14 protein-coding genes are annotated in these 26015 nt (G+C 45.0%); 10 read left to right on the top strand and 4 right to left on the bottom strand.

The window, feature by feature from the left end; all coding sequences use genetic code 11:
• Window positions 1-17: 17 nt before the first annotated feature.
• Together DESDE_RS18740 and DESDE_RS18735 are read right to left on the bottom strand one after the other, a co-directional pair.
• Entirely contained in the window at window positions 18-1361 is a 1344-nt protein-coding gene (locus DESDE_RS18740; RefSeq protein ID WP_014795595.1) for an O-antigen ligase family protein, read from the bottom strand.
• A 70-nt stretch (window positions 1362-1431) separates the two neighbouring features.
• Window positions 1432-2544, bottom strand: a complete 1113-nt coding sequence (locus tag DESDE_RS18735) for a DegT/DnrJ/EryC1/StrS family aminotransferase (protein ID WP_014795594.1) — start codon at window positions 2542-2544, stop codon at window positions 1432-1434.
• Window positions 2545-3001: 457 nt separating this feature from the next.
• Here DESDE_RS18735 and relB point away from each other — a divergent pair, with 457 nt between their 5' ends.
• Window positions 3002-3223, top strand: a complete 222-nt coding sequence (gene relB, locus DESDE_RS18730) for a type II toxin-antitoxin system RelB family antitoxin (RefSeq protein ID WP_014795593.1) — start codon at window positions 3002-3004, stop codon at window positions 3221-3223.
• A gap of 78 nt (window positions 3224-3301) precedes the next feature.
• On the opposite strand, the gene DESDE_RS18725 is transcribed toward relB, so the two are convergent.
• Window positions 3302-5368 carry a cell wall-binding repeat-containing protein gene (locus DESDE_RS18725; RefSeq protein WP_014795592.1) on the bottom strand — a complete coding sequence of 689 codons (2067 nt, stop codon included), beginning with the start codon at window positions 5366-5368 and terminating at the stop codon, window positions 3302-3304.
• A gap of 374 nt (window positions 5369-5742) precedes the next feature.
• On the opposite strand from DESDE_RS18725, the gene DESDE_RS18720 reads away from it, so the two are divergent.
• The 6 genes from DESDE_RS18720 (at window position 5743) to DESDE_RS18690 (ending at window position 20130) form a co-directional block, all read left to right on the top strand.
• On the top strand, window positions 5743-7368 hold the full coding sequence (locus DESDE_RS18720; protein WP_014795591.1) for an N-acetylmuramoyl-L-alanine amidase: 1626 nt from the start codon (window positions 5743-5745) through the stop codon (window positions 7366-7368).
• A gap of 470 nt (window positions 7369-7838) precedes the next feature.
• Window positions 7839-11288 (top strand): cell wall-binding repeat-containing protein, encoded by a 3450-nt coding sequence (locus DESDE_RS18715; protein ID WP_014795590.1) that lies wholly within the window; start codon window positions 7839-7841, stop codon window positions 11286-11288.
• Window positions 11289-11568: 280 nt separating this feature from the next.
• The gene (locus tag DESDE_RS22630; protein WP_014795589.1) at window positions 11569-15327 is read left to right on the top strand and encodes a cell wall-binding repeat-containing protein; all 3759 of its coding nucleotides are present in this window, start codon (window positions 11569-11571) and stop codon (window positions 15325-15327) included.
• Between the two features lie 61 nt (window positions 15328-15388).
• Window positions 15389-17764, top strand: a complete 2376-nt coding sequence (locus DESDE_RS18700) for a cell wall-binding repeat-containing protein (RefSeq protein ID WP_014795588.1) — start codon at window positions 15389-15391, stop codon at window positions 17762-17764.
• A gap of 23 nt (window positions 17765-17787) precedes the next feature.
• Window positions 17788-18894: a TolC family protein gene (locus tag DESDE_RS18695; protein WP_014795587.1), complete on the top strand. Its 1107-nt coding sequence runs from the start codon at window positions 17788-17790 to the stop codon at window positions 18892-18894.
• A gap of 39 nt (window positions 18895-18933) precedes the next feature.
• A complete protein-coding gene (locus DESDE_RS18690; protein ID WP_014795586.1) occupies window positions 18934-20130 on the top strand; it encodes a TolC family protein in 1197 nt (398 codons plus the stop codon).
• Between the two features lie 99 nt (window positions 20131-20229).
• On the opposite strand, the gene DESDE_RS18685 is transcribed toward DESDE_RS18690, so the two are convergent.
• Complete coding sequence (locus tag DESDE_RS18685) at window positions 20230-21942, bottom strand: cell wall-binding repeat-containing protein (protein ID WP_014795585.1); 1713 nt, start codon at window positions 21940-21942, stop codon at window positions 20230-20232.
• Between the two features lie 534 nt (window positions 21943-22476).
• Between DESDE_RS18685 and DESDE_RS18680 the strand changes: the two genes are divergently transcribed.
• The 3 genes from DESDE_RS18680 to DESDE_RS18670 are packed head-to-tail and all read left to right on the top strand — an operon-like array spanning window position 22477 to window position 26013.
• Window positions 22477-23868 (top strand): undecaprenyl-phosphate glucose phosphotransferase, encoded by a 1392-nt coding sequence (locus DESDE_RS18680; RefSeq protein ID WP_014795584.1) that lies wholly within the window; start codon window positions 22477-22479, stop codon window positions 23866-23868.
• Entirely contained in the window at window positions 23852-25018 is a 1167-nt protein-coding gene (locus DESDE_RS18675; RefSeq protein WP_014795583.1) for a glycosyltransferase family 1 protein, read from the top strand. Before DESDE_RS18680 ends, DESDE_RS18675 begins: the two co-directional genes overlap by 17 nt.
• Before the next feature lie 32 nt (window positions 25019-25050).
• Window positions 25051-26013: an ABC transporter permease gene (locus DESDE_RS18670; RefSeq protein WP_242831282.1), complete on the top strand. Its 963-nt coding sequence runs from the start codon at window positions 25051-25053 to the stop codon at window positions 26011-26013.
• Window positions 26014-26015 lie beyond the last annotated feature (2 nt).

The raw sequence follows: 26015 nt of genomic DNA, 5'->3' as shown, positions 1-26015 counted from the left end.
TGGAACCTCAGGCTTCTTTAGAATAATCCTCGTTGTTTCTTAAGGGAATTGTAGACCAGTCCGATCGTGATGCAAAAGAGAGTCATGAGCTGAAGATTGTAAAAAATACCTGCCATAAAATTATAGACAAAGATGGAAGGTAAGACGGCTACATAGGCAGCGATCAGCTTTGAGGGCAGGTCGAAGGATCGCCCTTGTGCCAGTAGGTGGCGTTGATCTCTAAGATAGATAAACCCTTTGATAAAGGGCAGAAGGAAGAAGCTCAGATAAACTGCCAACCCTACAAAACCATAGCGTCGGGAAAAGAGGGCATATTCATTATCCACCAGGGTGGTCATAACATATTTCTGGGTACCCCAGCCCAAAATAGGAGATTGGGTCATGGTTCCCACAGCTGTTCCCCAGCGGTCCATATGCCCTTGGAAAGAGGTGCTGTTGGAGAAGTTCAGTCCCTCTGTGAGCCGGTAGAAGAAATCTCCGGAGGCCGTTGTAAAGAGGATCATGGTCAGGAGAAACAAGGCCCCTATTTTAATGAGGACCTCTTTACTGTGTTGGTGATAGACAAAGGCCCAAGCACAAAGAACGATAAAAAGCAAAGCGATACCAAAGAGAGCCGTTCGGGAGATGGTGAGAAACTCCAGCTTGATGACCAAGCCGATGAGAATAAAGAGCAGCCAAGGGAATCTGCCCCTATGTTCCCCGAAGAAATAGTGAACCGTGAGATAAGACAGAGTGATCACTGTAAAGATACCGAAAACATTGGGGTTATCGAAAGTTCCCAGAACCCGGGCCGGGTTACCCAGGATGAGGGTATCCCAGTGGAGGGGATTGAAGAAAGGAGATATCCAGGTATTCATATTAAATAGGTTGAAATGTTGTCCCCAGCCAAACAGGATCAGAAAACCCAAAGCTCCTAAGAAGACATTCTTTAGAAAAGCGAATTCGCCTCTCTGTAAGTCAATGGACAGAACGAGAGTGATAATCAAGAAATGTTTGAAAAAGGTCACCAATTCCATCACATCTCTTAAACCATAGTAGCCGGCTCCCAGAATCACCACGCCATAAACATTGGAAATGGTATAGGAAAGGGTAAGAAGCCCCAAAAGTATCATAACCCATTTGAGTACCGGCTGCTGTGCCTGAATCTCTTCCCGGGCATCGGGGGAGAAACGAAAACCCCTAACCATAAAGGCTAAGAGATTGAAGCCGAAGATTCCAAACAAGAGTACTTCATCCACGCGAATATTGGGTAGAGCAGGGTGAACCTCAAAGGAAGGGAGAAGCATAGCAGATAACATAACCAGTACCAGTACAATCAAACGACTCTCATTTCGCCGGGTCAGTCCATTATTCCAAAACATAGGGCCTCCTCAATCATGTTACTTATTTTTTCTAATGTTAATTTACCCTAAATAAAAAATATCATGAAAATTAGCCTAACACCTCAAAAAGTATTGCGGCAATCTCCTCTTGCTGTCCTGAGGTCAACTCCGGATAACAGGGAATAGCCAGGGCTTGCTGACAAGCTTCCTCCGCTATGGGGAAGTCTCCGGCTTGATAGCCCAGATAAGCTAAGGCGTTCTGCAGATGAAGAGGGACCGGATAATAAATGGCGTTGGCCACGCCTTTCGACTTTAAAGCAGCCATGAGTTTTTCCCGCTGAGCAGTTCTCAGCACATAAAGATGAAAGACATGCTTCTTCTCCGCATCGGTATGAGGGAGGATGATCCTATGAGCGTCCGCCAAAGGAGCCAACAGTTGATGATAGAGAGCGGCCTTTTCAGCCCGGGCATTATTCCACTGATCGATGTACCGGAACTTAACTCGGAGGATGGCTGCCTGCAGCTCATCGAGACGGCTGTTGTACCCGATCTGATCATGATAATACTTGGTCTTGCAGCCATGAAAACGCAGCATGCGAACTTCCTCGGCCAAGGCATCGTCGTTGGTGACGATCATCCCGCCATCTCCATAACCTCCCAAGTTCTTGGTGGGGAAAAAGCTAAAGGTCCCCGCATCCCCAAGAGAACCGGCTTTCCGTCCTTGATATTCTGCCCCTATGGCTTGTGCCGCATCCTCGATTACTTTTAAATCGTACTTTTGAGCCAGAGCCAGGATGAGATCCATATCCGCCATCTGGCCAAAGACATGGACAGGGATAATTCCCTTGGTCCGTGGGGTAATCTTCTCTTCCAGCTTAGCCGCATCCATATTCAAGGTATGAGGTTCTACGTCTACAAACACCGGTGTAGCACCCACCAGAGCGATGGATTCCGCGGAAGCAAAAAAGGTGAAAGGACTTGTAATCACCTCATCCCCAGGGCCTATGCCACAGGCTTTTAAAGCAATTACCAAAGCATCCGTCCCATTGCCCACAGCTACGGCATGCTTGGTTCCGCAGTAAGCGGCCATCTCTTCTTCAAAGGTCTTCATCTCCGGACCAAAAATAAATTTACTCGAATCCAGAACCGCCAAGACAGCCTGGTCCATTTCCTCTTTAATAGAAAGATATTGTGCTTTCAAATCTAACAGGGGAATAGACATAGTATTCTTCCTTTCATCGTATAATGTATAATACGTCCAAAATTCTACACTTAAGGGTACAACGAATAAGAGCACATTTCAAGGCGTGAGCCAGGATTTTTAGACCAGAAAAGATGCTGGGTCGGTGTAGCTTTACGCACAACGAACCTTCGGGCGTGAGCTCCTGAAACCCTCCACCGGAGGCTTTCTTCATCGGAGCTCACGTACTCAATAGCTCCAGGGCTGGTCAACTCGCTTTCTTAACAGCTACGCCAAACCTCCGGGTAATACCTGATGTGAACCGTGGCTATGCTACGTTAAGAAAGCTTTGGTGACCCAGCCGCCCTTCCGCTAAAGCCGTTCGCTCTTGTGCGTAAAGCTACCTTTCAGGTCTTTTCTGGGCTATTCAGGATTGCAACGATTATTGACAAACGGCCCTGGAATGTAATACCGTTGTATTACAAAAGGGGGCAGCCTGATGATTATTTTTATAAGACTTAGTCCTGCTGAAGCCAAGCTTATTAAGGGATATGCAAAAAAGAAAAATCAAAGTGTATCAGATGTGATGAGAAAGGCGATCCTTGAACAGATAGAAGACGAATATGATCTTGAGTTGTATGAAAAAGCAATGACAGAATACCGAAAAGATCCTGTGACCTATTCCCTCGATGAAGTGGAAAAAGAATTAAAGTTTTTATAGAAAGCAATAGTATAAAGGGAGTGTCCAACTACTTGTGAAGTAGCCAATGACACTCCCTTATCTGTTTGAGTTATCCTTCTAGCGCAGATGCTGATGGAGCAGTGGATATAGCTCTTTCGCCGTATTCTCATCGACCCAGCCCATAGCCCAAGGCCCTACTCCGGCCAGTCCAAATTCATTGATGATGGAGAGCTTAGCATTCCAGCTGGTATAATCATCGAAAAATACGGTATGTTCCACACCCTTCCCATCAGTGTACTTAAAGGTCGGTGTCCCTACAGGATCCTGATCATTGTATTTGGAGTAAGTGATGGTCGCTCCATAAGAGTCAGCGATCTCTAGTGCCTTGGAATAACCAAAGGCTGTGGAATCATAGGTGGGATTGCCGTTGGCATCTTTTCCGGAAACCACCCAATCCCGTCCATAATAGGGAACTCCCATCAGGACCTTGCTCATGTCCACTCCTTGACCTTGGATATAGGTCAGAACCTGCTTAATCCAGGGATAAGGGGCGATGGGTCCGGGTGCGGAGGTCCGATAATGATGATCATAGGTCATTACATGCATATAATCCACGGCATGGGAGAGCGCTTTATAATCATAGACATCCAACCAATATTGAGAAGAAGACATGCGGGGCATGACGGCCATAACCACAAGTTTATTCATAGGATGTAACTCTGAGTAGAGGGATTCCATAAAGGCGGTCAAATCATTTCTTACGCCATCATAGGGATCCTTTGCATCCCCATAATCCAAAGGAGTCTCAAAATCGATGACCACTCCATCCGCGTTCGTGTTCTTAAGAAGGGTCACAATCTCTCCGATCAACTTTTCCCGGGCGGATGTGCTTTTCAGGAGAGTGTTTAAGGTTGCTCCGCTGCCATTAACCAAAGGGAGCACTTTCATGCCCAGTCCATGAGCCATATTGGTCAGCTGTTTATAATTGCTGGACCCTTCATCCCAGACCAGCTTCAGACTTCCATCCGTACCGATGGACCCGCGCCAGTTAGGAGAGACATAGTCTACATAGTCCGTGGCCTTATTGGGAATCAATGAGAGCTGGCGAAGATAGGTCTCATAGCTGGCATAACCATCCCAGTACTGCAGGGAAATCTTCGGATTCACATTCCCTGTACGAATGATGCTTTCCATCCCATAGCTGATAGCTCCCCAGCCCCCCAGGAGAGTGAAGGATGATCCTTCGTTACGGCGGGTACCTAGGTAGCTCATGCCCTCTTCGCTAAAGGCCTTTTGAGGAGCCAGGACGATAGGGTTATTGTTCTTTGCTGCCAAGGCTGCTCCCGCCAGGGCATCGGGGAATTTGGTCCCAGTAGCTACATAGACAACCTCTGTACTGAAGCTTAAGTTGTTGAGGATTTCCATATTGGTTTCGTAACGGTCGGCACCGGACAAACGGTCAACGGTGTAGCCCAAGCCCTTCAGTTGCGCTTCCACTTCGGGAAGGATGACTCCCTCTCCGCCGATTAAAGTCACTTTGGAGACGCCGAGGGTTTGCAGCGTTTCCAGAGTCACTTCAGGAACGGTTTTCTTCTCCGTTAAAAGAAGAGGAATCCCTTGAGCAGCAGCATAAGAGGAGATACTTAATGCATCGGGAAAATCACTGCCCGAAGCTAAGAAAACCTTTTCAGCCTGGGGAACGACTGCTTTAGCGATCTCGCCGGCAGTCCCATAACGATTCAGCCCTTCAAGGCGTTCCACCGTTAAGCCCTGATCAGTTAAGGTGTTCTCTACTTTCTTGGATACAGCCCCCGGGCTGCCCAGAATAGTGACCTTGCTTGCTCCCAGACGCTGGATCTCTCCCAGCACACCTTCTGTTAACTGAGCCGTCTCAGTCAGGAGAAGGGGGCCATTGACCAAGGAACTCTTCGCCAAGACCACACCGGACAGGGCATCGGGAAAATCATCTCCCCGGGCCAGAACCACCGCATCGGCATACTCCCAACCTGATTGGGAAACTTGAATGGCTGTATCATAACGGGAAGTCCCCGCAAGACGTAAAGGCTGAGTCATGATGGTCTCCGCTTTAACTTCCTCAGGTGCTTTGGGAGGTATCATTGGACTTGTGAATAAAAGGGTGAATGCCGTCAGAGTCACAACGGCTATCTTGATTTTCTTTTTCATCTTTCTCTCCTTCCATACTTCTCATCTCGTAAACTTAGCATCATATAAACTTGCGAACCCCAGTTGCCATCACTTCATCAGCGTACTCAATTAATGAGTGATGTTCTTAACATAGACTACAGCAGAACACAAAATCTGACAGGCACTTTAGTCCTTGCAAGTAATTCGTTATAAAAGGACAAATACCTTGTAGAAATAACAGGGAAATCACAAAGTTAATAAATTCTTAACATCTAAAAGAGGAAGAAAATCTTAATTTTTTCTGTCTATTACTTTATGGTAGACTGAGTCTATTGGTCGAGATTTCCAAGAGGATTAAAGTGAAACCTGTCGAAAGTCCCAAGGATACTTAGTCAAATAAGGAGGGTTTTTCTGTGTGGCCACGACGAAAAAAATGGAGCCTGGTACTGGGTGCCGCCTTCAGCCTCTGGCTGATGGGGCAGGCCAGTGTTGATGCGGCTCCTTTAACGGCAGATGTAACACGCATCTATGGAACAACACGTATCGAGACCGCCATACGGATTTCCCAAGAAGGTTGGAATGAGGCGAATACCGTCCTCTTAGCCCGCTACGATGATTTTCCCGATTCCTTAGTCGCGGTTCCTCTTTCCAAGCGCTATGACGCCCCCATACTCCTGACACCGTCCCGAGGTCTGGATGAAGGAGTTCTGGCAGAAATCAAGCGGCTCAACGCTCAGCATGTGATCCTTTTGGGAGGGACGGGAGTCATGGGAAATCCCGTAACAAAGGCCTTGGAAAAAGAGGGATTGACCTGGGAGAGAATCGGGGGTGCAGATCGTTATGAGACCGCCGTGATGGTAGCGGAGCGCTTAGGCGGGAACGGTCAAGTGATTCTCACCAGCGGGGAGAACTTTCCCGATGCTCTCGCTATCGGTCCTTACGCAGGGATGACAGAGACGCCCTTGCTGCTGACTAAGGCCAAAGGCCTCCCCGAGGCCACCCGGCTGAAGCTGGAGGAATTGGGAGCTTATCGGCTGAATCAGGAAGCAGAATCCGTGACCAGGACCACAGTAATCGGGGGAGAAAAAGCGGTTTCTTCGGAAGTGGTGGCAGGGCTGACGGGAATGACCCGTATCTCAGGGGACAATCGCTATGATACAGCGGCCAAAGTGTTCTGGTTTACCCAGGAGGAGTTTGGGCAGGACTTTGCTTCCGAGAATCAGAGAAGTTTTTTGGTGACAGGGGAAAATTTCCCCGATGCTCTGGTGACAGGGGCTTTAGCGGTTAAACAAAATGCCTACTTATTTATGTCTTACAAGGAAGATCTGCCGGCAGTGACTTACTCGGCGCTGGGCAATGCTGCAGCCGCTCAGCTCTTGGTGACCATCATCGGCGGGGATACAGTGCTTTCAGAACGGGTCAAGGGAATCGTGGAAGGGACCATACAACCCCCCTATCTCCTGGCGGGTCTCACCATCGTGGTCGATCCGGGCCATGGCGGCAAGGATGTGGGAGCGGTAGGCGCCAGCGGCTCTTATGAAAAGAACTCCACTCTGCCCGTGGGGCTTAACTTAGCGGATCTTTTACGGCAAGCAGGGGCTAAAGTAGTGATGACCAGGACGGGAGATACCTCGCCTGCCGGCGCCGATTATACGGAATTAAAAGATTTACAAGCCAGAGTAAAAATAGCGAATCAGATTCCGGCCGATCTCTACGTCTCTATACATAACGATGCCTTTTCCAACCCCGAAGCCGGTGGGGTGACCACCTATATCTCTGCAGATAATCCCAAAGCCGAGGAGGGAAGAAAGCTTGCTTCTGCTGTTCAGCAAGAATTGATCAAGCAGGTTGGGCTTCAGGATCGCAAGGTTAAAACCGCTAATTTTTACGTGATCAAGAATACCACCATGCCGGCCATCCTTGTTGAACTGGGCTTTATCTCCAATCCGGTAGAAGAGAAACTTATCACAGACCCGGAATTTCAGAAAAAATCTGCTCTGGGGATATACCGGGGAATTCTCATTCACAGGGGATATTAGCTTAATCAGAATGGGAATTAAGAAAAAGTTAATAAAAATATTTACAAAGGGTATGGAAAAAAACTTCGTTTTTAGTTAGAATTTAAACATGCGCTCGTAAAATGAACTTCTCCAAGATTTTCTAAGAAATTTTTTTGGAGAGATGCAGGAATATTAAATCCGGCATCGAATAGTTTATTACGAGTGTAGAAACTGTGAAAGGTTTCTTCATTAGGTTTGTCTAAAGGGTAAGCCACCCGCGAGGCGTAAGCTTCTCAGGGGGGACGCCCCCATTAAGGGGTGGGATGCCTTTAGATATTGCGCAATGTCTAAAGATTTGCGGCTTATTTAAGGGGGTGAGTGACGACCACTGATCAGCAAAGGTGAGGAGTCTGGCACATAGCTTCTTAGATTAAAAAACGTACATGAGCGCCGCGACTCCGGAAGACAAGAAAAACGTTACCACAAGAATGAGAGGAGAAATTCACTACATGAAGAAGACAAAAAAGGCTTTAGCCTCCTTAGCTATCGCCGGTATGGTACTGTCAATGGCTCCAGCCAGCGTATTCGCTGCTGACGATTTTGTTCGTCTTGCTGGTTCCGACAGATACCAAACCTCGATCAAAATTGCAGAAAAAGCGTATGCCTCTGCAGATACCGCAGTTGTTGCTGCTGGTAACCCCAATAACCTCGTTGACGCTCTTGCTGCAGCTCCCCTTGCAGCTCAAGAAGACGCTCCGATCTACCTGACCGACAAAGCTGACATGAATGACGATGTCGTCAAATCCATGAAAGCTCTCGGTGTTAAGAAAGTTGTTGTAGTTGGTGCTGCTGCTAGCAAAGCTGTCGTTGACGAACTGAAAGCTGCCGGCTTCGCAGTTGACGAAGTTAAAGGTGCTGACCGCATCGCTACTGCTAAAGCTATCAATGCTAAGTTGACTGCTCCTGAAGGAACCTTCGTTGTAGGTTATGACGGCGTTGCTGACGCTATGTCCGTTGCTTCCTACGCAGCTGCTAACAACTTTGCTATCGTTGTTGCTAACCAAAGCGGTACTGTAGACGCTGGTGTTAAAGCTGACTACATCGTTGGCGGAACCACTCGCGTTAAAGACATTGCCGGTGCAAAACGCTTAGCAGGTGCTGACCGTTATGACACCAACAAACAAGTTATCGCTGAACTCGATTTCGATTTCGGTACTGTCTATGTTGGTAACGGCCTCAGTTTGGCTGACGCCCTCGTAGGTTCTGTGCTTGCTGCACAAACCGATTCCCCGATTGCTTTGACTGATGGAAAAACTGTAAAAGCTGATATCGCTTCCAACCTGGAGAAAGACAGCGTTTTGGTTGCTCTGGGCGGAACTGCAGCTGTCAGCAATGCAGTAATGGATGCTGTGAAGAATCCTCCTTCCACTGGAGAGTTCAAAGTTGAGAGCATCACGGCATCTGCAGCTAATGCTGTAAAAGTAAAATTCAGCAAGGCTCCCGCTGACACCGCAAAAATTAATTTTGAAGTAAAACAAGGACAGTCATCTTCTGCGGTGGCAGTAAACGTTACCTGGAATGAAGCTAAGACAGAAGCTGTTCTGTCTAAGTCTTCCAACTTTGTATCCGGAACTTATACTGTCGGCGTTAAAGAAGACACTAAGGAACTCGCTTCCAAAGAAGTTACCTATACCGAGCAAAAAGTTGCTAAGATTGAGATTACATCCACTAAGCTGGGTGTGGTAACAAGCACGGTGAACAACCAGCAGGTACAAACCGGATATGCAACCTATAAGATCCTGGATCAATACGGAGTGGATATCACCAACTCCGCACTGGCCAATAATGTTGACTTCAAAACTGGTGTAGGTACGATTGAGGCCCGTAAAGGTTTAATCAAACTGGCTGCATCTAATAATCTGAACCTTCTCAGTTTTGCAGGTGGGATTGTGATTACAGCCAATGATATGACTTCTGGTGTATCCACCACCGCTACTCTGGCTGCTACTTCCCAAATCGGTACCTTAAGCGATATCACGCTCAACAAGCTGGTCAGCGCTGATGGAACAGAAAAGGAATTGACCGCAGCAAGCCTCACTGATGTATTCTATGTAGACTATACTGCTACGGATATCAGCGGCAATGCCACCAATAATTTTGAGCTTGTTAAAGAAGGCTTGATTTTGAGCGGCCAAGACAAAGATGAAATAACTACTTCCAACCCCGATGTAACAGTCAAAGTCGTCCAAGATCCCAAGGATTCCAATAAAGCGATGATTGAACTGAGAACTACCGATAAGACGATTACTGTGGACACACCTGTGATTATCACAGCCATGACTTGGACGGGCAAAACCTCTCAGCTTAACCTCACCCTGAAAAAGCAAGCCGAAGTCGCTAAGATTACCTTGCTTGCTCCGAACGAAGCGGTAGCTTCTAACGAGTCCGCAACCATCCCCTTTGTGGCTTATGATCAAAACGGCAAAGAAGTAACCAAGTTCGCTGATCTGAAACCTTATGTTCAACTCAATACAGATGCAGCCTACTGGGATGAGCAGATTGACGGTACTGCCGTAATCAAAACTGTAAAAAAAGAAAACAAAACCTCGAATCCTATTCCTCAGGTCATCACGGCTACCGTGAGCAGAACCGGTCACTACAGCACACTCACAATTAACATCCAAAAAGCAGCTGTAGCTGACGCTTTGGCACTGGATACCACTGTGCTTAAACCTCTGATGCAATCAGCCCAAATGACAACCAATGGCTCAATTGATGTTCCTAATGGAGCAGTGCAAAAGATTGACTTTGGTTACGATGCTGGCGGTTTAGCAGTGAAAGATCAATATGGTAGAGACATTGATATGACAACTGCTGATGCTGATAATGTCGCTAAAAATTACTATGTTAAAGCCGAAATAGCAAACAAAGACATTGTTACGGTAGTTAATGTTAATGATGATAAGCAGCTTGAGAATAGTACAGCTAATCCGGATGCTACTGTTGATGCCAACGGTAACTACACAGATGGTAGCTATATTGCAAAGCCAGGTGAAAATCAGATTGTATTAAGAGCTAAAAAACCTGGAACCGTCACTGTTCGTTTTGCGCTGTATGGTAAAGATATGAAGGTAAATGCGGATGGCTCTAAAGAAGATCTCCTCATTGACACCAAATCACAAACCATGACAGTGGTAGCAGATTCAGACATCAAGGGCTATACTATCGACAGTGTACCGAATGCTATCTATGCAGCTAATAATGTCATAGATACCACTGCTAATACAGCTCGGGTAGAAGCATTTGCAGCTAATCCGAAGATCTATGGTACAACAGCATCGGGTGCTAAGGTTGTTCTGAAAGGAACACCGATAATTGGTGCAACTGTAAACAGTCCTTACTTCACAGTAATAAAAGGTGAGAACGGCGGTGTAGGTTATAAAGGTGTCAAGGTCGTTGGTTCCAAACTGCCTGATACCATGACAGAAGCAAGTGCAACCCTTTCTGTTACTGTAAAGGGTGTAGATGGTGCGATTAAATCCGTATCAACCGATGTGAAATCCTCTAAGGTAGCTCCAGTTGCCAAAGACATTGTCTTTGTAGCTCCTACCGAATTACCTGGTGTCACACTTGATGGTGATACCCTCACTATTGATACTTCTAAGGGTACTACCTTAGCCACTCTGTTCGGAACTACTGGCACTGCACCTGTCAAGACACTGGCAAAATACGATAACGACGGCAAAGCAACTACCTCTAAGATCCATTTCTATGCTGTAGACCAATACGGCAAGAAAGGCATGAAGCTTTCACAAGTTCTTGTGACAGCGAATGACGATGGTGTAGTTACTAACCCAAGAAATGATGGCAGCTTCGATAGTGCCAGTGGCACAGGATCCTTTAAAGTTAGTGCTGTAGTCGGCGGTCTTGTCAAGACCATTAAGATCGTAGTTAGGTAAGCATTAACCTTAGCAAAACTCTAGTATTTTAATCTATGGAAAAGGGAACCTTGAATGCAGTAATGCGTTCAAGGTTCCTCTTTTAATGTGTATTTGCCCTGTTTGACAGATGACAAAATCTGATACATGTTCTTGCCAACCGGTTAGTAATTTTGTTTTTTAAATCGCCATTAAGCATTATTTCCATTACATATTTCATGTTTTCTGCCGCTGGATTTGTTTTTCTGCTATAATGAATTGAGTAGAGAATGATGGTATCTGTCATCAGGGGAGGAAAGCTGTGAAAACTCAAAAAAATACTAAACCAAGTGTGCAATGGTATTATCTGCTGCCCCTTATTTTCGTGATGGCTGCAGTTCCTTTAATCGTTCACTTGAAAGTTATCCCTCTGTCGGGAGTCAGCCTTGCCTATTGGAACGGTAGTGCGGAGAATTATGATTTTTTTTCTTACTATAAGGGAATCGGAGTAATTATTGCAGCGCTCTCAGGGGCTTTTCTGGTGATCGTACGGGTTTTTCAGAATACCCCCCGTTTAGTGAAAAAATCCCTTAGACCCTATTACACAGCAGCCGTACTGTATTTTCTTCTCATCACAGCTTCCGCTGTGGTTTCGGATTTCCGCAGTGTGGCCTTGAGTGGCTTTCCCGATCGTTATGAAGGAATGTATGTCTTAGCGGCCTATCTGCTGATCTTTCTGGTAACCACGGCGTTGGTATCCGATGAGAAGCAGGTCAAGCTGATTCTCGGCGGCTTGCTGGCGGGGGCTTTAGTGATCGGCTTGATCGGATTGTTTCAATACATAGGGTATGATGTTTTAAAGTCTGATATTGCGAAGAGCTTGTTTCTATCTGGAGAGCATAAACAGATTGGGGAGCAGTTGACTTTCAAATTCGACAAGAATGTTATTTACGCTACCTTATATCATTATAATTATGTGGGCAGCTATATAGCGATGCTCTTTCCTCTGTGCTTCGCCTTGTTGGTCTTAGTCAAAGATAAGCGCGCTAAGGCTGGCTTAAGTCTTATGACTGTTTTAATGGGTATTGTTTGGTTGGGGTGCAATGCCCGTTCAGGGATTGTGGGCGGTGGACTGGCCTTGCTGGTCTTTTTAATAGCTATCAACAAGATGATCAGGAAGCACTGGAAATATTTCGGAGCCGGCTTGCTGGTGATGATTGCTTTGGCCATAGGATTGAATCAGCTGTCAGGAGGGTATTTAAGCACCAGGGCCATGTCCCTATATACCGATACCAGGGCTTTGATCGGTCTGGCCGGGAACGCGGAGTCCCAGGAGGATAGTATCCCTTTAAAGGCTGTGAACATTAATGGGAAACAGGGAACGATAGTGACGGACTCCGAAACACTTAATTTTACATATGATGAGGACCGGCTTGTGTTTATGGATAGTGAAAACAAGCCTATCCTTTACACTTATGACCGGGATCAGGGTACAATGATGTTCAGTGACCCGAAGTATACAGATTATCTTCTGACTGTTGGGCAGTTGAATGGCAAAGGGGCTTTGAAAATTCAAAAGGGGGATATTCAACTCTTTTTCGGCTTAGAACCGGAGAAGCTCACTTTCCTCGGTCCAAATGGCAGGGAAATCAGCCTGGAGCCGATTGAATCCTGGGGCTTTACCGGCTATGAACGCATCGGTTCTTCCCGGGGTTATATTTGGTCTCGCTCCCTGCCTTTATTAAAAAATACACTATTTCTTGGCTATGGGCCGGATACATTTGCCATAGTTTTCCCTCAACACGATATTTTGGGGAAAATGTATGCCTATCATGGGGATATGTGGCAAATTGTAGACAAACCCCATAATCAATACTTACAGATTGCCATCAATACTGGCATTATTTCCCTTTTGGCCTTTCTCTTTATTGTAGTATACTACCTATATCAGAGTTTTCGCTTATATGTCTCTAATCCGTTTCGGGATTTCCTCTCCCAGGCGGGAGTTGCCGTTTTTATCGCTATTGTGGGCTATCTTGGTGCAGCATTTTTTAATGACAGTGTGGTTTCCGTCGCCCCGGTCTTTTGGTGCCTGCTGGGCTTAGGGGTAAGTATTAATCATATGCTCAAGGCAAAGCCAAGTGAAGGAGCCATGAGCTGGGAGGATGTGAAAAAGGTGATTAACATGAAGATTCTATCCAGAAAAATAACCGGCATTTTGCTTGGTGCGGTATTGCTCATATTTTCTTTAGACCAACAGGCCTATGCTTCCACAACGGTGTCCAGATTATCCGGCAGCGACCGTTATCAGACTGCGGTGGCTATCAGCCAGAGCGGCTGGCCCGATGGCGCTGATAATGTGGTTATAACGACCGGCCAAAACTTTCCCGATGCTTTAAGTGCGGCTACCTTGGCCGGTAAAAATGGGGCACCGATCCTTCTGGCCGGGCCCAAAGGATTTAGCCCGGAGACCTTGAGGGAGATCAAACGCTTAAGCCCGAAGAAAGCTTACATCGTGGGCGGATTAAGTGCGGTTCCCAACAGTGTAGAAAGTCAGCTATCTGCTAATGGGATTACTTCTACCCGTTTATCCGGTAAGGACAGGTATGATACGGCTATGGCGGTAGCACGATCGGTAGGTATGTCTAAGGGAATAATTATTGTTCCAGGGGAGAGCTTTGCCGATGCTTTGTCGGCGGCACCCCTTGCCGCTGCCGAAGGGATGCCGATTATTCCGGTTCCTTCAGACGATATGACCAAAAATCAAAAGAGTTACTTTGCCCGGGCTAAGCTTAGCAGAGTCATCATTCTTGGCACCGCAAAGGAAATTCCACAAGTCATCCGGAGCCAATTTGCCGCTGCTGAGAACATCACAGGAGCTGATCCCTATACTAGAAATATTGCTCTGCTGCAGAAATTCAGCGAGAGCCTGAGCAAGGATCGGGTCTTTATCGCCACCGGACAGGCTTACCCGGATGCTCTGGCTGCGGCGGCCTATGCACAGATGAACAATAATCCCGTTATACTGTTGAATGGCAATCAAATAAGTGCGGCTGCGGACAAATATTTTTCGACGCAGGTGATCGATGAAATTACAGTATTGGGAGGGGAGGGGGTCATTGCTTCAAGCACTGTCCAGCGCTTAGCTAACCTAACCCCGACTGTTAGCGAAGTAAAGAGTATCGATGTTGCCGTCAAGGAAAATCAAAGCTATACCTTGCCTAAAACGATTGAAGCTAAAACCAGCCAGGGAAATTGGGCACAGGTCCCGGTCACATGGAACTTAACGAATGTATCCACAGCCAAGACAGGAACTTATTATTATACTGGTTCCGTAAAGGGTTATGATGGTACCGTTGAGTTGGTCCTCACTGTTGAGGCAGGTCCGGTTAAAGTAGATACCTTCGGTGCCGAGGTCATTCGCGGTAGCGATTATTCCCTTCCGGAGACAGTAACGGTGAGCATGAGTGATCATAGTATCAAAAAGTTGCCAGTACAATGGAGCAGCACACCTACAGCAACGATCCTCAATAAAGCCGGTACATACACATTTCAGGGGACAGTAGAGGGAACTGATCTGACGACGACTTTAAGCTTGAAGGTTTCTGAGGATAAGGCGATTGAATTTAAAGACGGAAGTCTGGAGTGGGCCGTAAAATACACATTAGGCAAGCAATCTTCTCCACAGCCGGCCTATCTGAGCGAAGTACTGGAGCTTACCAGCTTGAACCTTGATGGCTATGGGATTAGAGACCTTACTGGACTGGAGGCATGCTCGAACTTGCGCACTCTGGATCTAAGAAATAATTTTCTAAAAGGGTCTAATTTATCTACCCTGCAGAGACTCCCTGATTTGGAGTACTTGAATCTGCGCAACAATGACCTGGAGCAAGTAGATACCGTAAGAAATCTGACTAAATTAACTTATTTGGATATAAGCCTTAACAAAATTAAAGATTTTGCACCTATCAGAGATTTAACCCGTTTGACGTCATTATTTCTGAAAAGCAATGAAACCCAGGACTTTAGCGCGACTCGCTCATACTACCCTATGCTTAAGGAGAAAGATTTCACATTATAAGTTTTTAACTAGCGAACTTCGCCCAGTGTGAAAAGACAGGATGAGAAGAGAGGAGATCATTGTGAGAAGGATTAAAAAAATAGGACTTCTGTGCTTGGTTCTTGCCCTGCTCATTTTCCCCGGGCAAGCGCTGGCGGCGAGTAATCCTGCTGTACCTACAGCGCTGAAAGCAGTGGTAATCAGTTCGAGTCAAATCAACTTATCGTGGGAGCCAGTCAGCTCGGCAGCCCAGTATTACATCTATCGGGCCAATTCCTCTTCGGGAACCTATACTTACATAGGAGCCAGCGATACCCCCAGCTATATCAGTGCGGGACTCAAAGCCAATACCCGTTACTACTATAAGGTTCAGGCCATTACAAACAGCGGATCCAGTGACTACTCTGCTGAAGCTTGGGCGGTAACGCATTCAGAGTCAGGACGTATCGCTCCGGTAGAAAATAATCGTCTTTCAGGAAGTGATCGCTATACGACCGCTGCTGAAATCGCTGAAGCAGGCTGGAACACTTCTTCTTATGCTATCATTGCCGGCGGCGAGAATTTTCCCGATGCTATCTGTGCTTCCCCTCTAGCGGCCAAATATAAGGCCCCCATTCTGTTGACACCTAAGAATAGTTTACATGTAGAAACAAAGAAACAATTATTGGCTCTTGATGTAAAGGATGCCATTATTATTGGCGGCACTGCTGTAGTCTCTGAAAAAGCAGCTGACGCTATCAGGGACTTAGGAATTAAGGTGACCCGGTTGGCAGGAGTGGACCGCTATGAGACCTCGCTCAAAGTGGCTGAGGCCATAGGTGATTTCGATGAAGCGGTTATTGCTTCCGGTTTGAATTTTCAGGATGTTTTATCTATAGCACCTATCGCGGCAAAAGAAGGCATGCCTATTCTCTTGACACCTAAAGATAGCCTGGGGAGTGATCTAAAGAAGCTTTTAGATAGACATTGCGAAAACACTTACGTTTTAGGTGACTCCGGGAGCATCAGTAATAATGTATATAGGCAGCTGCCCTCTCCGCAACGCTTGACAGGGACGAACTGGTACGACATGAATATCAATATCATTGAATTCTTCAGGGATAGGTTGGATTTGCACACTTGTTATTTAACGACAGGGGCAGCCTATCCGGACGCCTTAACCGGCTCAGCATTAGCCTCTTTACAGGGTTCTCCGGTTATCTTAGTGGGTAGCTCTTTAACTAAAGATGCCGCTGCTTTTTTCCAGGATTACTCCTCTGCGATCCAAAATGTCGTAGCTTTCGGTGGGGCGGAGGCTGTATCCGAGAAGCTTTTGGATACGATCAGCTCGGAGATTGGTACGGTCACAACAAGCAATCAACTGATTACCAATCTATCGGCGACACCCCAGAGCGCAAGCCAAATCTACCTAACTTGGAATAAGGTAAATGATGCTGTTGCTTACCATGTCTACAGGTCATCTTCCTTTTCCGGAACCTATACTAAGATTACTGCCACGACCACGCCTTACTACTTTGACACCTATCTTTCCACAGGGACCACTTATTACTATAAAGTACAGGCAGTCTATAATGGGGAAACCGGACCCTATTCGGATGCTGTCCCGGCCACCACTCTAACAACTAGCGCTGTCTTGATGCAGCCCACCAATGTCAAAGCGGAAATCAGGGATACGAATCAGGTTTACCTTACCTGGGATGTCGTAAGCAGTGCGCTCCATTATAATGTCTACAGGGCCACATCGCCGACTGGAAGCTATACAAAGTTAGTTTCAGTGAGTACACCCTTCTATACCGACTTGAATTTGGCCTCAGGGATCACTTATTATTATAAGATTCAGGCGGTAAATAATACTTCATCAAGCCTTTACTCCAATAGTGTTCAGGCTCAGACCTGGCTTGACCATAATGTCTTAACTGCGGCAACCAATGTGTCTGCGACGGGTTTGAGCCCGAGTCAGATCCATGTTAAATGGGATGCTGTGGACAACGCCACGTTTTATCATGTTTACCGTTCCACCTCCTTGACTGGGGCCTATGACCTTGTGGCCACTGTGGGAAGTCCTTTCCATGTCGATACCAACCTTACTTCGGGTACTGCTTATTTTTATAAAATTCAATCTGGGAATACAGTAGGAGTAGGTTATTACTCAGAGGCAGCCTATGCTTCGACGATGTACGGCTTCAGCACCCTGGGGGTGCCTGGGAATATCAAGGCGACGCCCTTGAGCTCTGAGCAGATCTTCCTGACCTGGGACAGCGTTGCCAATGCCAGTTATTACAATATTTACCGAGCCGCCTCAAGTACAGGAGCTTACAATTTGGTGGGCACAACAGATTCCCCCCATTTTACAGATACGCATTTAACAACTCAAACGACCTATTATTATAAGATTCAACCATGTAACAGTACCACCACCGGGGATCGCTCCGGCCCGGTGTCTGGAACGACGAAATAGCACCTTGATAAGGAGGAAATTACTTGAAGAAGGTCATAGCATCGATTGCCCTGGTCACATTGGTTCTGGCCAGCACGACTCAAGTCGCCTTTGCTGCTGCGGAAGAGAGCTTGAATATTGAAAAGGCGGCTATAAAAGCCGTTGAAAATTCTCAGCCCCTTAAAACCGTTAACCAGCAAGCCGAAGTCATCCAAAAGAATTATGTCAGCGTCAAAGGACAGATGAATCAAACCAAGTATCTTTTACCGTACAGCAATTCCTACTCCCTGGTGAAAGCGATTATCCTCTACCCCTTGCAATTGAAAAGTGCCCTTGAGCAGGTTAACAACACTCAAGTGGTCGTAACCAATGCCATACGCATGGGTGCCTATAGCGGGTATATCGAGCTTCTTAAGGCCGATTATGCCTTGAACACCCAAAGTGAGCTGATGAATTCCCTTTACGAAGATTACAAAAAAGCTCGTCTTCAAAAGGAACAGAGTATGCTTACGGATGCTCAGCTAAGGTTAGCGGAGATTGCTTACGAACAAACACGGTATAACTACCTGAACGCTCAAAACAGCAAAGATTCTGCCAAGATGGCTTTGAACAATATGATGAAAGAAGATATTGCCAAACAGTATGCTGTATTGCAGGACAATAACATCAAGCCATCGGCACAGGTGAGAGCGCTTGATGACTATGTTCAGCAAGCCCGGACGAATCGAGCCGAAGTCCTTAATGCCCAAAGCACCCTGGATATTTTAGAAGAGCAATACCGCCTCGGTATAGCTGAAATCCCGACGGATTATGAGTTCTATAAGCAACAGCAAGAATATGAGATAGCCAAAGCTGGAAACGATCTTGAGCTTGCCCGGATCAGTGTTCAGCAAAATGTCACCGACCTTTACGCCGGACTGGAAAGCTCTATGAAGAAGATGGAAGCAATGAGCTATCTTGCCGATCAAGCCGAGCAGAACTATCAAGCTGCCCAAATCCGCTATGAGAATTCGGAGATCACCTTTATTGAATTAAATAAGATAAAAGTAGCAAAGGCTCAGGCTGATATCAATTTAAAGAACGCTGAACTGGACGCCTGGCTTATGCAAGCCATGATGGAGTCAGCCTGCGGTGCGGGATTTCAACCTTAAACATTAGGACAACAAGGAATTAAACACGGGGGTGCCAAATTGAAAAAAATTAATAAAAAAACAATAGCCGCAATTTTAACGGCTTCAATGGTCTTTGCGGCCAGCAACGTAATTGCCAGTACCAATACTTCATCCAATAAGATCCTCCTGGCTGAGGCCGGTGAACCGGCTCAGACAACCCAAGAGCCCGATAAAAGCGGGGAAACAAACACAGTCCCCCCCAAAGCTGAGGATACTTCCACCCTAAAGCTTTCTCTGGAAGACGCCCTAAAATTGGTTGAGACAGGGAACAGCACCTGGAAGTTGACGAAGGACAAAATTGCTATCTACGAAAGACAATACGAACAAGCACTGGGGCTGCATAACGCCAATTATGATGAAGTGGATGAGGATTCAGCCAAAAGGAAATGGTTAAATCATAAAAAAGCTCTTTGGACCTTAGAAAATGCCAAACATGACCAGGAAGAACAATTGAAGGATCTTAAAGTACAGATCACGAATCAGTATCAGAATACTTTAGCCTCTCAACAGCAAGTGAAAACTTTAAAAGCCCAATTAGATAATGTGGATACCCTTATCGGGCAAGTCAAGCTGCAAGTGGATCTAGGGATGGGCATCCAATCTCAACTATCGACTTTGAGCGCTCAGAGAAGCTCGCTGGAAGCAGGTCTGAAAGCGGTTCAAAATAGCATAAACAGTTCTATGATAGCTTTGAAACGGGATCTGGGAATTAACGTCGACCGCGACGTTGTGCTGACCTCAGATCTGTCTCCCTACAGTAAATTCGACGATTCCAAACTTAAAGACCGAATTGCGAAAACGATTGAAAACGACTATGACAAAAAACGATATGAACAAGATATAGAATTGACCGAGATCGAGTATAAGATCGCCTTCCGCTACTCCAATATGACGGCAGCCGATCAGTTTCAAATCAGTATAGAAGACAAGAAAGCGACTCTGGAAGCTCTGCCTGTTACCAAGGAAGTCTCTTTGCGAACGGCGTATAATAATTTGAAGTCTCTGGAGAATACGATTCAAGCGGCTCAACTGACAGTTGAAGCGGATCAAATCGAGATGGATATCCTCCAGAAGAAAATTGAGGTAGGGACTGCCAGCCCCCTCGAAATAATTGAACCCCAAAACAAGCTGCTTAATGACCAGTATACATTGCTGCAAAATATCAACTCGTACATGACCGCAGCAGCCAGCTTTGAAAATAGTCTGAAAAAGTAGGACATATAATAACAGCCCCCTTGATAGATGCTTTTCCATCTATCAAGGGGGCTGATTATGTGAATTTGACAATTCCAAAGCGCTATTAAATTGTATAAATTATTTGCCAAATAGCTTATTTACCACAGTGTCACTGACAACCCCTTGGAGTCCAAACACGTAAACATCATTGGTTTGTTGAAGGGATTGAGTTACGTATTGAGTGGTTACAGATTTTAAACTATTATTATCCACCAGTACGATAGCGGAGGAAAGGTTCGCCGCAAGCGCTGAGCCGGAGAGAGCATCAGGAAAATCAGCTCCTGTGGCTATGCAGATTTTTTCCAGATCCAGGCTATCTTCAAACTTCTTGAGGATATTGATATTTCTTTCATATTTGTTAGTGCCGTCGATTCGCTCTGAACCGGGAAGTTGGTTTTTCACTTGATTGCTGATGAGGTCCGTTCCACCTAAGACATAGGTTGTATAAAAATTATTTGAGTTAACAAATGATTTGACAGAGTCGGGGAAAGCATTTTTATCCGTCAATAAGATAGGGATGCCTTTTTTGGCGGCAATGGGAGAGACAGATAAGGCATCGGACCACTCATAGCCGTTAACAAGGACTAATTCTCCTGACCCAGAGCCTAATTTCTTAGCGATCGCGACAGAAGTCTCATAGCGGTCTTTGCCTTCCAGTCTTTCCGTGAGGATTCCCATACCATTGAGTTGATTTTCGATAGTTTTAGATATCGCACCGGTACCGCCGCAGATAAAGATTTGGGTGGGTTTCAAACGGGTAATTTCATTTAAGGTCACCTGGGGAAGTGTTTTATCTGTAAGCAAAATAGGTGCATTATACTTCTGAGCTAATGGGGCAGCGCTCAAGGCATCAGGATAATTGTTTCCCGTTGCTAAAACTAGATAAGCTGAGCCGTTTGGCCACCCTTGTTTGGCGATTTGAACCGAAGTTTCATACCTGTTGGCTCCGCCCAGTCTGATGGGGTTGACACCGCTGGCGGTCACAGTAACTTTACAGGTGGCACTGCTTGAACCATCGGAAGCAATAGCCGTAATGACGGCAGTTCCCAGACTCACTCCAGTTATTACTCCTCCTGATACGGATACGATACCGGGATTAGAGGACTGCCACATTAAATAGGCATTGGTGGGGAGGGCTGGTGAAATGTTAGCGGTTAACGTTGTAGACTTGCCAATACCTAAAGTAGCCGTGCTTTTATTTAAAGTGATCGAGGTCGGGGCATCATTGATCGTCACAGTGCACGTCACGCTGCGCGAACCATCGGCAGCTGTCGCTGTAATCACTGCTGTGCCGAGTTTTTGAGCCATCAATACCCCATTGAACACTTGCACAATCTCGGGATTTGAGGATGTCCAATGGACGGCTTGACTGGGTGAAACAGTGACGGTTAAGGTCTCTGTAGAACCGACACTAAGCACAGCCGATGATTTATTGATTTCCATGGTTGAATCAGGTTTTTTGACAATAACATAACATGAAGCGTAGCTACTATTTCCGGAAGGATTCATAACGTTGATATAAGCTGTCCCTTCATTGAGAGCCATTAGAAGCCCATTAAAGACCTTGACTACATTCGGATTAGAAGATATCCAAGTTAAGTTTTGATTCGTGGTACCGGAGGGAAGGACAGTCGCAGTTATGGTATCGGTTTGGCCAACGGTAAGCACTATCGTACTTTTATCCAGACTTATTGACGTAGATGGAGTATCTGCTGATACAGGAATACTCATAGATAGAAGTGAAAAAACCAGCAAGAAACAGAGTAAAGACATTGAACATTTTTTCTTCATATAAATCCTCCTTGAATTGGGTGAGTGATATTTATCCATATCGTTGATTTGGCATGATATGGGTATTAAGAATTAAGCACTTCGATTTTTTGTCATAAGTTCGCCTCATCATAAAAGTCTTTCTAAGTATACTCGTAATTCCCCTCCTTGCGCTTAAGTTTATTTAGGCAATGGTTCTTGGCTCTTGCAAAATAATGATACAGTGTATGTTCTACGTAAAAAAGTTAAATCCTTCAAAAATCGACACATTTACTCTACCTAATATTTGCTACATAGAAAATTCAATATATATGAATAAAAATACATTTTAAAGTTGATCGTTTATTTTTGATGGCTTCCATAGTTTTCGTTTATTCCGACAGCAGAAGAATTCAGCAAACGGATAACCCACAGCTTTCAGAGAGTTCCAGATTTTTGAGTCTCTTGAGATGGTAATACAAACGAAAAAGAAAAGGACTTTTTATGTAATTGTCGAATAGGAAAGAAGTGTTGCTAAATGAAGAGGTATTAAAGACAATTATCGGAGAGAAGTAAATGATCAGGGAAAACCAGAAAACACTGAATAAGATTCAAGTCATTCTTGATCTGAGTATGGTAGTCATTGCCTTAGTTCTAGCTTATTGGCTTAGGTTTTTGAATTATGAAGGAGACCATCTGGAATTTGAAAGCTATATCCCTACTCTGGCCCTTCTGGTTCCGCTCCATTTCTTTCTTTATTACTTTTTGGGCCTTTATGAAGCAAGGCGTCGGAAGAGCTTGTCCTTTGAAGTAGGGAAGATCATACAGGCTAACTTCCTGAGCACCATGATTCTCTTTACACTTCTCTATATTATCAAAGAGATTCACTATTCCCGCCAGGTTCTTATCTATTTTGTAATTCTTACAAGTATCTTTACCGTAGCAGAGCGGGTGACGCTTAGAGCAATACTCAATAATATCCGTGAAAAAGGGTATAACAAAAAACACGTTTTAATTGTCGGTACGGGAAGATTGGCTAGAAGGCTTGCTAATGCCCTCAAAGAAAATCGATATCTTGGCTATGAGATTATTGGAATTGTTGATGAGACTACATCAGTAGGTAAAAAACTGGCTGGAGTCACAGTAATTGGTGGAATCAGCGATCTGGAAAATATTATTATAGAAAGCAAGATCGATGAAATCTTTATAACAATCAGTACAAAGGATTATGTCATCTTTAGAAATATTATTAAAATCTGTGAAAAAAGTGGTGTTCGTACCCAAATCGTTCCGGATTATGCCCGCTTTATCCCGGCAAAACCTCAGATAGATGAGGTGGATGGTATTCCTCTCATCAATATACGACATGTTCCCTTGGACAATTTTTTGAAGGCATTAGCTAAGAGATTTTTTGATATTGCCGTATCCTTTGTAGGATTAGTCATTTGCTTACCCGTATTTCTAATTATAATCATCGGTATTAAGGTCGATTCTCCCGGGTCTGTCATTTTCTCTCAGGAGAGGGTTGGGTTAAATAAGAAGAATTTTATGATGTACAAATTCCGTACGATGAGAGTGCAGACTATTGAGGAATCGGACAAGGAATGGACTACAAAGGAAGACAATCGCAAAACAAGGCTGGGAAATGTATTGCGCAAAACCAGTCTTGATGAACTGCCACAGCTTTGGAACGTCCTTAAAGGGGATATGAGTCTGGTGGGACCTAGGCCGGAGCGCCCTTTTTTTGTAGAGCAATTCAAGGAGAAGATCCCCCGATACATGATTAAGCATCATGTACGGCCGGGTATAACCGGCTGGGCGCAGGTTAACGGCTGGCGGGGAGATACTTCGATTCGCAAGAGGATTGAATGTGATATCTACTATATTGAGAATTGGACGTTTATGTTTGATTTAAAGATATTAGTTGTGACGGTATTTAAAGGGTTTGCGAATGAGAATGCGTATTAAAGAAAGCGAGAGATCAATGGTAAACGAACCGATTCGGATAGCGCAGGTCATCGGCAAGGCTAACTTAAGCGGAGTCGATACTGTTGTAATGGAATACTATCGACATATCAACCGCGAGAGGATTCAGTTTGATTTTATTATAGATGGATATGACGAGACCCCAGTCGATGAAGAAATCCTCCAATTGGGCGGATGTATCTATAAAGTAGCTCCTTATGAACAGAATGTGTTTGAAAGCGTAAACCAATGGTCTAAAATATTTAAGGAAAACCGCTACCAGATGGTCCATGCCCATTTGAATACTTTAAACGTGTTTCCGCTCTATGCGGCATGGAGAGCAGGTGTTCCTGTTAGAATAACTCATAACCACAGCACCGCTGCGTCGGGTGAAGGAAAAAAGACGAAAATGAAATACGTCTTGCGTCTGTTGGCCAGACTTTTTGCCACGCACTATTGCGCTTGCTCAGCTTTTGCTGGGAAATGGCTGTTCGGGGAGAGCTTTTATGACTCAGGGAAAGTGCGTTTGATTAAGAATGCTATTGATATAGAAAAGTTCTCGTACAATGAACAGGTGCGTAACCGAATACGGCGAGAGTTCCATCTTGATGGAAAACTTGTCGTTGGGCATGTAGGAAGATTTGTTTACCAGAAGAACCATGATTTTCTGATTGATATATTTAGTGAAATACATAAAGAAAATGCGGATGCAGTTCTGGTCATGGTTGGCTCTGGGGAGTTGGAACAAGAAATCCGACAAAAGGCTGAATCCTTCGGCTTGACAGGTTCAGCCTTATTCCTGGGAATACGAAACAATGTCAATGACATCCTGCAAGCCATGGATGTCTTTCTCTTCCCATCTCACTATGAAGGCCTTGGAATGGCGGTTATCGAAGCTCAGGCAGCCGGGCTACTGACAATTGTATCCGAAGCTGTGCCGAGAGAAGCGAAGATTACAGACCTGATGGAGTATTGCAATTTGTCTCAGCCTGCTTCTGTGTGGGCGGAGAAGGTGTTGGCGCTGATCAAAGCTGGATCTTATGAGAGACAGACACAGAACGAAGAACTGGAACAGGCGGGGTATGATATAATAGAAGAGGCAAACAGGCTGCAAGGTTGGTATGAAGCAGTTTCTATAAAACAGAATATATAGAGATTGGACGTGTTAGAGATTTGGGGTCAAAATTGAAATATATTGCAATATGGTCCATTTTAACGGCTTTACTATTGTTTATTTTCATTTACAATACATGGCTGGTTTTTGAGAATGAGACAGACCTGCACTGGAAAAGTATGCGGCTATTTACAATCAGTGGGTTTATGTCCTTGACAATTATTATTATTGTTTCGGCGATTTATAAATGGAAAGCCATAACACCGTATTTAGCTAAGCTATTTAAGTATCAACCTTTGCTTTATCAATTGGTCAGGAGGGACTTTAAGGCTAAGTACAAGCGTTCTGTCCTTGGAATATTGTGGACGATTCTTAATCCACTGTTTACCATGATCATCTTGACTATTGTATTCTCGACTCTGTTCCGATTTGATATTGAAAATTACCCAGTCTATTTATTAAGCGGGCAGATTGTTTTTTCTTTTTTTAGCGAGTCTACCAATATGGCGATGACTTCGGTCCTGAACGGGGCAAGTATGATAAAGAAGGTAAATATGCCGAAATATATTTTTCCGCTTTCACGATTATTGTCCAGCTTGGTGAACTTTACTTTATCGCTGGTGGCTTTGATACTAGTCATGGTACTCACGCAAAGCTCTTTTCATCTAACGATGCTTCTTATGATTGTTCCAATTATCTATATTTTTATCTTTTCTTTGGGAGTTGGGTTGATATTGTCAGCGGCAGTTGTTTTTTTTCGCGATATGATGTATTTATACGGAATTTTGATTACAGCTCTCACATATTTAACGCCGATATTCTATCCTATCAGTATTATTCCTGAACATTTCCGGCTGGTAATATCCTTGAACCCCATGTATCATTTTGTAGAGTATTTTCGAACAGTATCCATTTATGGCGGAATGCCTACTATCTGGCAGAATATTGTCTGCTTGACTCTTGCTTTTGTATCTGTCGCTGTTGGGCTTTTCGTTTTTTATAAAAAACAAGATCAATTTATTTTGCATATTTAGGG

It is taken from the genome of Desulfitobacterium dehalogenans ATCC 51507 (assembly GCF_000243155.2).
Taxonomy (GTDB): Bacteria; Bacillota; Desulfitobacteriia; order Desulfitobacteriales; family Desulfitobacteriaceae; genus Desulfitobacterium; species Desulfitobacterium dehalogenans.
Note: the sequence above shows the minus strand (reverse complement) of the source record. Positions and strands in the feature narration are given on the sequence as shown.